Origin of the sequence: Methanolobus halotolerans (assembly GCF_004745425.1) — an archaeon.
In the GTDB taxonomy this organism is placed as follows: Archaea; Halobacteriota; Methanosarcinia; order Methanosarcinales; family Methanosarcinaceae; genus Methanolobus; species Methanolobus halotolerans.
Genome location: NZ_PGGK01000024.1, coordinates 1 through 13,354 on the forward strand (window position 1 = coordinate 1; position 13,354 = coordinate 13,354).

Consider the following 13,354-nt stretch of genomic DNA (forward strand, 5'->3'; position numbering starts at 1 on the left):
CATAATATTCACAGTCTTCATTAGGACAAGCAACATTAGTGTATTTTGGTTTTGGTCCCCGTTTCCCCATGATGAAAATATGTCTAATTCATATTACATAACATCAACTGAATGATAGTGGATTACCCAAATTTGAGAAAAAAAATAAAAGTAGAAATGGTTATAATACCTGACCTGTTCGAAAAATTGAAGTCAGAAAGCTATGATCAATTTAACGAACTTATTGAAAGTGAGAAAATCACCTTTTATGTCTATTGCGAGGAAATTGAGTTATAACTTCCGTACAAAACGATTACTGTAACCTTTTCATGTTAATGAAAAAAGAAGGTTTATTTGACAATAAACATCTTTTATACTATACCAAAGTGCACTAGAATGGGAAATGAACTTTTTAACTATTATAAGAGTAGTTCAATTCCCATTACTGAAATTCAATAATTTTATTCCAGAATTATCCATTAAACCTATTATGTAAGGCTGCTGTCAAAAAACGAATGCAGACAAAAAGAGGGTCTTCCAAGTAATACAGGAACAGTATGGACAGGACCCTCAGATTAAAATTTAATTTTTGCATCAATTGTAAAGGTTTATGTCAAAAGCAATCTTAATGAGAAACAATCCCAGGAATATGGATAGCAAAGGCTTTACAGTTTTAAGAAAGCACATACCATAATATGGATCGTGGAATGGAGGTAGAATAATGGTGTGTGACCCGTTAACCTGTAAAGCCTGTGCTTTTATTGTGAAGTGGTTGTTATCAGAGGAAATTGTAAATACTAAAATAATAGGAGTTATACCAATCTGGCAAACCCCTATTTGTTTCGGTTTTCCTTAAGAAAACTTCTTATTTGTGGTTCATACTTAGAGTGCGTAGTTTTCTGGTTTGAAGACTGCGACTTCTGCCTTGTATTTTTCCATGGACTCGCTCATGAATGCCTCTGACTCAGAGGTGAGACCATCAAGTTCTGCGGTTGCTTTTGCAAGTGCACCGAGTTCGAACTTTGTCATGTCGAGACCTTCTGAGTTGTTCAGCAGGTTGCAGCATTCTACAGCAGCGTTCTTTGCACGGAGATAAATGTCGTCTCCATCCTTTACGATTGCCTGTCCGATCTTGTATGCATTGTCATATGCAAGGATATAGGACTGTGGGTCTCTGAACCTGTCGGAAGCCATGAGGAGGTCTCTGAGGATCTTCTCGTTACCGGACTTCAGTGCAGTGTTCATGAGTGCACAGTCGTAGTTGAGGGACTCTGCCCAGCATTGTACGGTTGTACCACCGAATTCACCGTGGTATTCGACAGACTCGTTGGACCAGAGGTCGCAACACTGCATGATAAGGTTACCCATTACATCGGAGTGAGCACAGGTTGAAGTTTTACCTTCGAAGGACATTGGCATACCGGAGATTGCCTTGATGATGATGTTCTCATATCCACAGTCCTTTCCTGGACCTACTGCACCGGACTCGTATGCTGCGAGTGATCTTGGTGCTGCAAGTGACCTTGCGATGATCGCGAGAGTGTGTGCAAGGTTCTTGTCAAGGAGACCACCTGCAATAAACATTGCAGTGTTTGCCTGTGCACAGTCTGTATCACCAGCTGCGGTTACATTCTTCTGCTGTGCGACCTTTGCAATCTCCTGCCAGAGGAAATCCATGTCCATTGTACCAAGGCATCCAATTGCGTAAAGCATACCAGGGATGTCGTTCCTGAGTACTGCATAGTCGAAGATTTCCTTTCCACCCATTGATTCGATAGACAGAAGATCTGCGCCTGCTTCAGCAACCTGCTCAAAGGATTCGATAACAACGTTAAGTTTGTCGCCTCTGAGTTCCATGTAGTCCTTGTTCTCCCTGATGTCACCAGGAGTGTGTCTGAGTGCACATTTGATACCATATTCTTCATAGTATTCTTCCATGATGGTCTTCTGTGCGTGTGCAACAGCTGCTCCCCATTCAGGGTTGTTGGTCATCTGCTGGACGTGTTCTGTCTCAAGTACTACAGATGGGAAACCGACCTGGACCATTCTTGACATAATGTCTTTTGTGATTCTCTGGTACTCGTTTACGAGCTTTTCCTGTGTTTCTCCTGCTTCCGGCCTTGGAGCGTAGTTGACTTCTGCGGTTGTGTAACCTGCACCGATCTCAAGGTCGAGTCCTGTCTTTACAGGTTTCTTTGCATTACCGAAGACCATTTCGTCAGCATCTGAATATGCCATTGTTGTGAATCTGTTAACTGCCATTTTTATCACCTTTTAATGTTTGTGGAATTCTGTTCTCAGTGCTTCCAGATCCTTTCCTGCAAGGATTGCATCAGCCATCTTTGGTGCGTCTGCAGCCTCTTCACCATATACTCCAAGTGCATAGGTTGAAACGAAGTCCTGGTTTACAGCTCCGCCACCGCACTGGAACGGAAGGTTGAGTCCTGCTTCCATGAGTCTGTCATTGACTTCCTTAAATGCGTACATTGTGGTGGTCATCAGTGCTGTTCCGGTAAGCATCATCGGGCTTTCCTTCTTGACTGCTGCGATTACTTCATCGACTGGTACATCACGGCCAAGGTCGACTACTTCATAGCCGTTTGCCCTGAGAAGTGCTGCGACGATCGACTTTCCGATATCGTGAACGTCACCCTCAGCGACGTGGACAACAACCTTTCCTTTTGGTTTTGGTGCTGATCCACCCTGTTCTTTACAGAACTCGATACCGTCGAGCATTGCATCTGCGGACATCATGACGTTTGGAAGGAAAATGACACCCTGGTCGTATAAGTCAGTAACAACTTTCATACCGACCATAAGCGCGTCATCGATAAGAGCTACAGGGTCTTTTCCTGCTGCGATTGCTGCCTCGAGACCCTCAATGACATCATCCTCTTCACCTTCGAAGATTGCCTCTGCAATCGGGCGGATGAGTTCATCCGCAGGATAGAGTTCCGCTGCTGCGTCCTCAGGTGTCATTGATTTTTCCATTTTCACGTTATATCTAATTAGTATGCCTTCTTTGTCTACTATAAGCATTCTATACCTCCTTCAATTGATTTTATCTATTAGTTAAGCCCGGAGGGCTCAATCCAATCTACACAAAAGGTTCTTGTGAACCTCTTAATTCAAGATAGATTCATTTTATATAAGTGTGGCGGAAATATAGTATTAGTATATAAAATTATCTATTGATAACACCATAAATAGTAAATGCAGTTACAAACATATTTCAGCCTATGCAGCCCTATTTCTAGATAAAATGCTCAAATAAAGAGTTTAAATGAATTTTTTTGTATGCAAATAGTTATATATGAAAATTAAAAATAGGTGAATTGCTCCTGAAATATAAGCATATAGATAGTAGAGTATATAAAAAAAATTAAGTATGTGAATAAATACTCTGATGATGCTGTTTTGTTTTTATAATAATAATTTTAATCTTTACAATCAGAGCTCATAGAGAAACATTTAAATAATAGCTTCATATCATATTTTTCATTATGATCAAAAAATTAACATATAAATAAAACAAAACTATTAAAAACCAGATAATTTTAGTATAATATAATTAAAACCATAGATCTTTTTTTCATTAAACCAAAGACTATCCTTAATTATGCAATCCTTGAAAGCAATATCACTACTTCACCGCCGCCCAGATGTCCCTTTGTACATTTTGTTCCTACAGGTACCATCGTCCCGGATCTAGTCTCAAAGGGAATATCATAAAGAGGGACCTTGCCAGCTATCACATCCGCCAGCATGGAAGCTGCTTCCAGTAATTTCTTTTGCGGATGCAGATTAAGCAGGTTCATGCCTTTTAGCTCATCTTCGGAGTAACCCAGAAGCCTGCAGGCAAAAGGATTTACATAAAGGATACAGCCGTCATCATCAACCATAAAAACAAGATCTTCGATCGTATCAAAGATAACCTGCAGGCCATGGAGATCCTTTACAGCATCAGCTTGCTCTCTCATACGACCTATAACAGGACCTATCTGTGCAGTTACCGTTTCAAGTGAATTACGGGTGCTGAAAGGTATTTCATATGCACTGTGGGACGCCAGCATCAGTACAGCCACAAGCTCTTCTTTATGCTTTATTGGAATTATAACTGTAGCTTCAAGTCCCTCGTAACTTAGATTGCTTCCCGGAATCATGGAATTAAGTTCATAATACCGCGTATATAGCGGATAATCCGTCATCAATAATCTTGCATGAACGGAATTTGAAGCATAGTGCCTTGTACTTTTTACAAATCTTGACGAAAAACCTTTATGCGCTACAATGTTCATGTCACCTGTGGGCTCATCTATCAGGTACAGTGCTCCGCAATCAAGATTCTCCATTCCTGTGGTCAGTTCCAGTAACTGATAGAAAATGTCACCCGGATCTCCCATCGGACTGAAGAAAGTGCCAGGATCAGAAACGATGTGCATAAAATTCTGGACGTTCTTACGTTCGGTAATATCAACTATGATACCCTGGATATACTCTATATTTCCTTCACCGTCACGTTTGATCACTGATCTTTCATCCACCCACCTGATCTCACCGGACCTTGTCAGAATGCGGTATTCATAAGATAGGTTTTCCACTCCCTTCGCCCATATCTCTGGCTCGGTGGTAAATCTCTCCAAGTCTGAAGGATGCACTATATCTCCATAGAGTATCTTTCCTGATATCAGATCATTGGCATCATACCCGAACTGTGAGATATTCTCAGATACGAAATCTACTCGCCAATCATCCTCAGGCCGCCAGAAGAATACAACTGCCGGACTGCTCTTGATTACAGTTTCCATGACCTTCTGGACCTCCAGGAGCTCAAGAAGCTTCTTTTCCTTGTTCTTCTGGTCCGTTATATCCCTGAGTATTGCCATGATAGCTGGTTTTGATTCATGTTCTATTATGGAGGAGTTGATCTCAGCCGGGGTGTTGATACCTTCCTTTGAGAGAAGTTCTATCTCGTACTTCAGAGGGGTCTCCCGGTTCTTTTCCAGACTCTTCCTGAAGCGCCTCAGGATAACCTGTCTGTAATCCAATGGGAGAAAATCCTCAAAGGATCGCCGAAGAATCTCTTCCTTTGAAAAACCGGTGATCTCGCAGAACTTCATGTTCGCGAACACAAGTATATCATCCTGTACAATGATGATCCCATCGTTGCTTTTCTCAACAAGTGTGGAATATTTCTTTTCGGAGTCACGCAGTTTTTTTTCAGCCCTTTTTCTTTCAGAGATGTCCCTGACACTCATCATGACCGAAGGTTCACCTTCATGATGAATGAATGAAAGTCCGATCTCCGCAGGTAGTAAACTACCTTTCTTTGTGTTGAACTCAACCTCACTGCTTCGGCGCAGACTACGCATATCCTTCAGGACCTTCTTGAATCTCTTGGAGACCATGCGCTGGTAAGTCTCCGGAACGTGATCCAGGAGTTTTCTGTTCAGCAATTCTTCTCTGGAGTAACCGGTGAGTTCAGAGAATTTAGAGTTGCTGAATTTCAGCATGCAGTCCTGTACAATAACTATTCCGTCATTGCTTTTCTCAACCAGCATGGAATATTTTTCCTTTGATATCTCAAGCTGCCGCTCTGCATGTTTACGTTCTGTTATATCCCTTATGTTAAGCATGATTGAAGGCCGTGAGCGATGCACAACATAGGAAAAACTCACTTCAGCAGGCATGACATCACCGGATATGGTCAATAGTTCCATCTCATTGTTGCGGTGGGGGCCATGCATGTCCTTAAGTACCTTCTTGAACCTTTTGGAGATCATACGCCGATATGTTTTCGGGACATGTCCCATAAAATCGGTGTTCAACAATTCTTTCCTTGAGTAACCTGTAAGTTCGGTGAATTTTTTGTTGGCAAACCTGAATTTACCATTCTGAAGAATAACTATACCATCATTACCTTTCTCAATCATCTCGAAATAATGTTCATGCGGCATAAAGGCAGCATTCTCCCTTTTTTCAGAATTTGTAATTATTTTTACCGTCAAAAGCACATACTTATTGTTTCTTGTACCTGCACCCAGACCACGGGCATGGATTACCAGTTCGGCCATCCTGCTGTCTGCTACATTCACAGCTTTGAAGTTCTTAATAGAGCTGCCGTTCTTAAAGATATCCTCAAGAAGGTGCTTCAGGGCCTTCGATTCGCTTTCATTCCATTGTATGTTCCTGAGTTCAAATAAAGAGGTAACTTCCTTTTCATTGGGAGTGGTTGCAAAAAGATCACAGAATGAGCGGTTTGCGTAGATGATCCTGAGATCACTGTCCAGCACAAGCAGGGATTCTTCAACAGTATCCAGAATAGTCCTGAAACAATCACATTTTCCTTGAACATGATCGTTCCCGGATAAGGAAGGGTCGTTCAGGCCATATACCGGATTGTTACAGGATACGTTTGCTTCCATGCACTTACACCTTTTGAGGATAGTAGTGAATAATCATTTTCTCTTTTAAGCAAAAAAGAGGTTAAATACAAGTTAAACAGATATTAATTGCTCACATCCGATGAGGACGCTTCCTTCTATCCAATCTACACAAAAGGATCTGTCTTGGGGTGTGGGCAACTTGTATTCTCCAGGAAACGGCATTCTGAACGTTGTTCGAATCACTAGTTCCTATGGAATTTCGCCCGCAGATCCTCAATAGTAGCATCTCTTAACACTTCATCTGCTATTTTCGGGACAACTGCTGCATCATCGCAATAAAGACCAAGATCGTAACGTTCTACGAAATCCTGTGTTACTGCACCGCCCCCGCATATAAATGGTATATTGACCCCATTATCGAGAAGCCGGTTCTTAACTTCCCTGAACGAATACATAGTCGTAGTCATCAATGCAGTACCGGTAAGCATGATAGGCTTATTCTCCACAACAGCACTGACAACCTCATCTATCGGGACATCGCTTCCAAGATCTACTACTTCGTAACCATTCGATCGCAAAAAAACAGTAAGTATCTTCTTACCGATATCATGCACATCCCCTTCCACAACAAATGACACAACTTTCCCTTTGTATTCATGGCTCCGGCCTGATACTTTCTTACAGTACTCTATTCCATCGGTCATAGCCTGAGAAGCTATCATTACATCGGGCAGGAAAAGCAGGCCTTCATCGTATAATTGTGAAACTATACCCATTCCCACTATGAGTGCGTCATCTATCAGGTCGATGGCATCCTTTCCCTGGTCTACAGCTTCCTGAATCGCCACAAGCACTTCATCTTCGTCTCCTTCGAAAACAGCTTCTACTATACTGCGGATCAGTTCATCCTCTGGAAATATCTCTCTTGCCACATCATCGGGGGACCTCTGGCTTTCAAGTTTGACGTTGTATCTGACTAGAATAGAAGATGGATCGATATCAATCATGATGTCACCGTTTTCAGCATATTCATTGTTGCTCTTTTTTAGGTACTGTTTTCGCTGTAATTCAAATGTTCTAGTATATACTTTTATCTCCCGGGAATTTATACAAATTTGAAGTAAGTTTTGTTTTTGTATCTTCCAGAGTAAAAGCCAGAAAAAAATGTAATTAAAGGAATTAGCTCTACTTCCGAAGTCTGGAGCTGGGAAAACCTGAAACTTTGTTTCTGCCCTTATCCCTCCACAAGTTCAACGATACTTCCCTTGCCGATCAGCAGGTTGTATGAATCATTTGCCTCATTGAATCTGACAAGCACATTCTGGATAGAGAGAATGCTTCCGTACTTAGCGTTCGTTATGATCTGGTTATCCGGGGTGAGATTGTGCGAAGGAAGGACAGCATATACTGATTTCACGGAAGTTCCGTCACATATCTTGTAAAGGCTGTGTCTTTCATCGCCCAGGTCCCCTGACATCAGGGAAGCGATAACATTTATACGCTTGTCTGTATGAGTTCCAAGCCTGGACAGTTTTGCAAACTTCGCTTTCGGTTGTACCCTGTACTTTCTACGTGTAAGGTTGTCCTTACGCAGGATTGCATATGTGTACTTGATATCGGTATTGATGTAACGATAAGGTTCACCACACTCAGCCAGCTTCTTCATAAGTCTTGTTGGTGCGATATCCTTTTGCTGCTCGAAACTCCAGCATTCAGCCGGATTGCAACCCGAGCCCCATATAAAGGAACACGGACTGTAAATACTAAGGCCCATACTTTTAAGGCTGACTGCAAGTTTTCTCATTTCTGTGGAATTGACCTTGTCAGCAGGCTCGATGATCAGGATACTGCCATCCGGATTCAATTTCTCAGACATCTTTTTAACAAGTCCGGCCTTTTCCCGGATCGAGAGAAACTTGATCTCATTAAGCACATTGGAAAAGACCATCAGGTCTATCTTTTCAGGAAGTGAGTCCGTGTCAAGGCTGCTTATATCAGCTTTCGTTGGTTCCTTAACCTGGACCTGTTCCTTTATCTGCGCATACTGTGGCACGAGAGAATCATAGGCCTCAATGTTCTCATCGTACATCTCTATGGAATGGATGAGAGCTTTATGACCGTCCAGTCTGTTGTAAAGGTCAATGACAGCCAGTGGAACAGTTCCGGGCCCTGTTCCTATATCCAGTATTTTCATGCGTTTTTTAAGCAGACCATCCTGTGCCATGCCATACATGATATGCTGAAACTGAACAAAATATACCGGAAACTGATATGCCAGGTATCCCAGTATATCATAGCCTTTTTCGTAGGTTATGTTGCGTGATCTTCCTTTTTTCCAGTAATCAGCTTTCTGGGACAGTACAGCTTTCCTTATCCTTTCCAGGACCAGTGGATCGTCCCAGCTTTTCCCGGTCTTTTTCTCAACGTATTGTTCAATAAGCCTTTCAAGTTTCCTTGAGACACCGGCAGTGCGAAAGAAAGCTTCATTGATCTGTTGTTCCCTGTCGTTCAACTCGATAAAGCCCTTTGGAGCATGAATCACCTTAAAATCATCCTCAACCGGAATGATATCCAAGCCCAGATCAAAGAAAGAGGATCTTACGGTTTTGTAGATATCCTGGGTGGACATCTCACTTTTAATATAGTTACGCATCTCGGACAGCATGAACTCAGGCTTCATACGTGAGACATACTTCAATGCGGATACTATCTCCTTTTCAGACATTGTCATTGATGATTGTTGCACGGACTGATAAATCTGGTGATGCCCATATAAGACTACCTGTTATGATCTGGACAAAAACAAGGAAATAAAAAAAAACGTGGAAATTAGTTATAAGAGGTTATTTAAAATAACTTCAGATATCTATACATTGAGGAATCCGGATAGAGGATAAAAACATGAGCAGTCTGAAAAAAATGATGATTGGTTTTGCACTGTTACTAATAATTGTAGCAGGCATGCTTGCGGTCTGGTGGGATAACAAGACCGATGAAATGTATCAGGATAGTTTTCAAAGCAGCTACAATTATGAAGTAAGCATAAGAACGAACGAAACTCTCGACAATGTTACTCTGTACCTGCCCCTCCCGGTACTTGAAGGGTCATCTTCCATTGGAGAAGAGATGGTCACAAGGGACTTCTACAACAAGGCTCCCGGATGGAATTTCAGTATCGCAGATACACAGTATGGTCCGATGCTGAGTATAGAGGCCGAAAAACTCATACCGAAATACCGCTCCCCTCCTGTACCCCTTGATGATGAAGATATAGAGCCGGCAGAGGCAGTGGTCACTGAGTCTGACAGATATTCGGAAGAAACACCTATACTAATGCCTTTTGATTTTTCCATAATAGTAATGACAAATAATACTATAAACACAAAAGAGCCCGTGGGAAACGAACCTGTGCTCCAACCCAAGATCAACCTTACAGAATCGGACGATGAAGACAGAGTACAACCTCCTGAGAATATAAATCCGCAGTACTATGATTATGAAGGACGCATCTATGCGCAGTACGAGACATTACCTGATACGAATGTAGAGATCCATGTGAGTATGTACGGCACCAACGAAGGCTGGGTTCTGGGCTGGACATCGAATGATTACCGGGATAGTATGGGTACCACACTCACCGGCTCCCGGGATGGGTGGGTTCCTGTGACAGGATATCTTGTCACGGGTGATGGAGTGTACAAAGATTGAAAAGCATGTGGCGGGATTTTCCTGTCACACACACTTTTTTTGAGGCAGGCTTTCAGCAGTACATTACTACTCCCGAAAATATTAATATGTAGGAGTTCAGAAGTAAAATAAGGATATTGCGTAGGATTGAAAATGAAAAGAATTGTATTGATATCTGTTTTTGTACTGTTGGTTCTGAGCGTGGTCTTTCTCTATTCGAATGATCTTACAGAGGCCGAAACCATTTCTGATGATGCAGTGATCGTCCACCTGACATCACCTGCCCGAGATGGCAATACAGGAACTTATCGTCAATGAGACAGCTGTAAATTTCAGTATATACGACTATGATTACCAGCTGACTGAAAGGTACATAAGACCCCTTCTTGATTGTTAATGTATTTATTGAATTGCAGGATAGTTACTTTAGATCTCCTGTGCTCATCTCATTTTGTTCAACAACTTCCAATGTAGATGTTGTCTTAATCAAAAATAATTACTTTATTGATAAAAAGTATATCATTTTCAAACATGGATTCATTAAAAAGGTAAAGGTTTAATCTTCATCGCCACAGCAACTACAGGAGACATTGCCTTCAAGTATTTCTTTCCAGTCACCTAACACATCATGTGTCCAGCAGTCATCAGCACCCGCAGCCTCCCTCATTGTCAAGGCAAATATGTAGGATAACTCCTTGACCGTAGCACCGGCTTCAAGAGCACCTTTGAAGTGCTTAAGCACACAGGGCTTTGATCTGGCTTTGATAGAAAGTGCGAAGCAGATGAATTGATACGTCTTTTCGTCGATTGTTCTGGCATCGGCATACAACTTGTCTATTTCATCCAATTTAGTTGTAAACTCCGGAAAAAACTCTTCTAACATTCTCATTTTAATCCAACCTTATTTCATTTTTAGCATAGTACTGATATTCTACTAATAATCAAAATAATAATGATTATACAAACACTTAAAAACAGCGCTTCAAATAATTTTTAAATACTGTGCAACACAGTATGAGACACATAAAAATGACCAAAGAAATTTATGATCTCATGATTGATAGTCTTGTTAAAATAGAATACCAGGTTTAACTCAGTTTAATCTTTATCACCTCATTATTTTTCTTCATTTTCAGTACTGTTTTGTTTATCATCATGTATATGATGACTTGTAATTCCTTCTGATCAAGTATTTGAGAAAACCCCAACTTCCATGTGCAACTGGATAATCATTAAATGCAATACGTGGATACCACAATCGCTCTTTAATAACAGGACCCTTTGCATCCATGTAACAGAGATGATTGCTGAGTCGACTTGTCCCCTTCAGCCGTACAGCAGGCAACGCCTATGATACGCATTTCTAAAGGTCCCCGGACATAGACGAGATACACTTTGAGAACTGGAAAGAAGTGCTCGATATTGCCAGTGAGACAGAAGAAGACAAAAACCAGACACAAGATGAGGCCATCCCATGCTAAACGTAAGCACTACCGATATAATCCTGTTCCAGAACCAGTTATACGTTTCCGATCACTTCCTTGCACAATACGTCCAGGCATTGCTCACAGTTGCCATCTGTTGCTCAATAGGTGGCTTTGGTACAGCCCTTCTGCTAAACGATGTAATCGTGCCATACATGAGGTCCCGCTTACAGCTCGACAGAGAGAGGATAGAACAACCTGGAAGTATACGTTAACAGTGTTAATAATGTTGGGAATTATATAAATATCCGGACTCGTATATGATAACGTAGGATACTATGAATTTTCAGGGATAAAGATAATGAAGAAACCATTACTTGATGTCTTGTTTATGTCTGAAAGGAGAAAGCAGGTCTTTCTACTACTTCACGATGGGCCCAAGGAAATGAAACGTCTTCTCAGTATACTTAACACTAACCGACAGGCTCTACTTCCCCAATTGAAGATATTAGAGGAAAACCATCTTATTCAACATTATGATGATTCCTACAAGTTAACAAATATTGGAAGATTATTAATAAATAAAGAATCAACTTTATTGAATCTTCTTGAAGTTATTGACAAGGATGTGGATTACTGGGGAACCCGTAAACTTGATTTCATTCCACCTTACCTACTACACAAATTTCATAAGCTGAGTGAATGCGAAATAATAGATCCTCCACTTACTGATATGTTCAGCATTCATGAAAGATTTCATGACGGAAACATAAAGTCAGAATCAGTATGCATAGTCACTTCATTCCTATATCCCCTTTACAAGCATATTTTCTCGGATATTCTACGCAATAATATACATGTAGACTTTCTTGTCTCAAAAGAGCTTCTTGGTAAAATACGTGCTGAGCATAGTAGTGACTTTAATCAATTTCTTCAAAATGGGTCATTCAGCATGTATGTCTACAATAAGAATATGGATTTTCTTTTCTTCACATATGATGATAAACATATCGTGCTAAGTCTGCTAGAAGAAAATGGTGAGTTTGATAATAAACATGTCCTTTGCTCAAGTCCCGAGGCACTTGATTTTGGAAAAGAACTTTTTGAACACTGCCTGAAAGACTCAACACCTATCACAGAACTCTAACAATAATATTCTCGCTGTGCAAAATTATTAATTTACGAGAATGTTTTATACGAGAAAAGCAATCTTGAACTTAGATTAAGAAGGCAGGATGAGACGCCTGATAAACCACCACGCTTTAAGGCGTCTCTTCCCTTACGAATCCGAGATATTCCCAATATCTCTCTTTAACTCCACTCCCAATAGCTTGTGAGCGACCCCTGCTCACAATTCCTAATATGTTGTATTTGCATATAACCAGAACGCATTTTAATCTACAGGTTGCTACTAAGTTTTGTTTGTAAGCAATGTTTTAACGGCGTTAAAATTTCTGTGAGCCTTACAATTAATACCGCCTGGTGAATCCTGGCGCCCGGCCTACCAGGCCGGCGCCTTCACAGGCCGGAATGATCCGGACAGGTTCATTCTATCCTAAATGAGCTTCCATCTGTGCCTGTGTCAGATGCTGCACTAACTCTGTAGCTCTTGAATGTCTGAAAAGACAACTCTGTAGAAAAGCTACCAAAACCAACACAATCAGATTAAAAAGATGAATTATCACCTGGATATGCAGGTATATTTGAAAGTATTGCAAACATAAATGGCTACTTATAAATCAAGGTTTTTATTGAGCTGGTTTCAAAACTCCATTCATAGCTTTTTCCAACACACCATGAAACATGCAATATCTAAGAGTCCTTTAAACACTACATTAAGTCTTTCATATCGGATTACTAATCTTCTGAATCTCATCT

General features: G+C 41.0%; 11 protein-coding genes. 5 read left to right on the forward strand and 6 right to left on the reverse strand.

From position 1 onward, the window contains the following. Positions 1 to 111: 111 nt before the first annotated feature. A complete protein-coding gene (locus CUN85_RS13720) occupies positions 112 to 276 on the forward strand; it encodes a transcriptional regulator FilR1 domain-containing protein (protein WP_449288766.1) in 165 nt (54 codons plus the stop codon). A gap of 585 nt (positions 277 to 861) precedes the next feature. Here the strand turns inward: CUN85_RS13720 and mtaB are convergent. From mtaB to CUN85_RS12595, 5 genes are all read right to left on the reverse strand, one after another. Next, a complete protein-coding gene (gene mtaB, locus CUN85_RS12575; RefSeq protein ID WP_135390658.1) occupies positions 862 to 2,241 on the reverse strand; it encodes a methanol--corrinoid protein co-methyltransferase MtaB in 1,380 nt (459 codons plus the stop codon). Positions 2,242 to 2,253: 12 nt separating this feature from the next. Beyond that, positions 2,254 to 3,018, reverse strand: a complete 765-nt coding sequence (gene mtaC, locus CUN85_RS12580) for a methanol--corrinoid protein MtaC (protein ID WP_135390659.1) — start codon at positions 3,016 to 3,018, stop codon at positions 2,254 to 2,256. A 578-nt stretch (positions 3,019 to 3,596) separates the two neighbouring features. Further along, entirely contained in the window at positions 3,597 to 6,404 is a 2,808-nt protein-coding gene (locus CUN85_RS12585) for a PAS domain S-box protein (RefSeq protein WP_135390660.1), read from the reverse strand. A 203-nt stretch (positions 6,405 to 6,607) separates the two neighbouring features. Further along, positions 6,608 to 7,372, reverse strand: a complete 765-nt coding sequence (gene mtaC / locus CUN85_RS12590; RefSeq protein WP_135390661.1) for a methanol--corrinoid protein MtaC — start codon at positions 7,370 to 7,372, stop codon at positions 6,608 to 6,610. Between the two features lie 227 nt (positions 7,373 to 7,599). Continuing rightward, on the reverse strand, positions 7,600 to 9,111 hold the full coding sequence (locus CUN85_RS12595; protein ID WP_235856339.1) for a small ribosomal subunit Rsm22 family protein: 1,512 nt from the start codon (positions 9,109 to 9,111) through the stop codon (positions 7,600 to 7,602). A 155-nt stretch (positions 9,112 to 9,266) separates the two neighbouring features. Here CUN85_RS12595 and CUN85_RS12600 point away from each other — a divergent pair, with 155 nt between their 5' ends. Together CUN85_RS12600 and CUN85_RS13120 are read left to right on the forward strand one after the other, a co-directional pair. Beyond that, complete coding sequence (locus CUN85_RS12600) at positions 9,267 to 10,073, forward strand: hypothetical protein (protein ID WP_135390662.1); 807 nt, start codon at positions 9,267 to 9,269, stop codon at positions 10,071 to 10,073. 132 nt (positions 10,074 to 10,205) lie between these two features. Then, positions 10,206 to 10,370: a hypothetical protein gene (locus CUN85_RS13120; protein WP_167848888.1), complete on the forward strand. Its 165-nt coding sequence runs from the start codon at positions 10,206 to 10,208 to the stop codon at positions 10,368 to 10,370. Positions 10,371 to 10,608: 238 nt separating this feature from the next. On the opposite strand, the gene CUN85_RS12605 is transcribed toward CUN85_RS13120, so the two are convergent. Next, positions 10,609 to 10,941 carry a carboxymuconolactone decarboxylase family protein gene (locus CUN85_RS12605; RefSeq protein WP_135390663.1) on the reverse strand — a complete coding sequence of 111 codons (333 nt, stop codon included), beginning with the start codon at positions 10,939 to 10,941 and terminating at the stop codon, positions 10,609 to 10,611. A 585-nt stretch (positions 10,942 to 11,526) separates the two neighbouring features. On the opposite strand from CUN85_RS12605, the gene CUN85_RS12610 reads away from it, so the two are divergent. Together CUN85_RS12610 and CUN85_RS12615 are read left to right on the forward strand one after the other, a co-directional pair. Then, positions 11,527 to 11,751: a hypothetical protein gene (locus CUN85_RS12610; RefSeq protein WP_135390664.1), complete on the forward strand. Its 225-nt coding sequence runs from the start codon at positions 11,527 to 11,529 to the stop codon at positions 11,749 to 11,751. 86 nt (positions 11,752 to 11,837) lie between these two features. Continuing rightward, positions 11,838 to 12,623 (forward strand): helix-turn-helix transcriptional regulator, encoded by a 786-nt coding sequence (locus CUN85_RS12615; protein ID WP_135390665.1) that lies wholly within the window; start codon positions 11,838 to 11,840, stop codon positions 12,621 to 12,623. Positions 12,624 to 13,354 lie beyond the last annotated feature (731 nt).

What these genes read in the sequence shown, in the direction of transcription:
- CUN85_RS13720 (WP_449288766.1), top strand. Translation starts at nt 112, where the DNA reads ATGATAGTGGATTACCCAAATTTGAGAAAAAAAATAAAAGTAGAAATG.
- mtaB (WP_135390658.1), bottom strand. Translation starts at nt 2,241, where the DNA reads ATGGCAGTTAACAGATTCACAACAATGGCATATTCAGATGCTGACGAA.
- mtaC (WP_135390659.1), bottom strand. Translation starts at nt 3,018, where the DNA reads ATGCTTATAGTAGACAAAGAAGGCATACTAATTAGATATAACGTGAAA.
- CUN85_RS12585 (WP_135390660.1), bottom strand. Translation starts at nt 6,404, where the DNA reads ATGGAAGCAAACGTATCCTGTAACAATCCGGTATATGGCCTGAACGAC.
- mtaC (WP_135390661.1), bottom strand. Translation starts at nt 7,372, where the DNA reads ATGATTGATATCGATCCATCTTCTATTCTAGTCAGATACAACGTCAAA.
- CUN85_RS12600 (WP_135390662.1), top strand. Translation starts at nt 9,267, where the DNA reads ATGAGCAGTCTGAAAAAAATGATGATTGGTTTTGCACTGTTACTAATA.
- CUN85_RS13120 (WP_167848888.1), top strand. Translation starts at nt 10,206, where the DNA reads ATGAAAAGAATTGTATTGATATCTGTTTTTGTACTGTTGGTTCTGAGC.
- CUN85_RS12605 (WP_135390663.1), bottom strand. Translation starts at nt 10,941, where the DNA reads ATGAGAATGTTAGAAGAGTTTTTTCCGGAGTTTACAACTAAATTGGAT.
- CUN85_RS12610 (WP_135390664.1), top strand. Translation starts at nt 11,527, where the DNA reads ATGCTAAACGTAAGCACTACCGATATAATCCTGTTCCAGAACCAGTTA.
- CUN85_RS12615 (WP_135390665.1), top strand. Translation starts at nt 11,838, where the DNA reads ATGAAGAAACCATTACTTGATGTCTTGTTTATGTCTGAAAGGAGAAAG.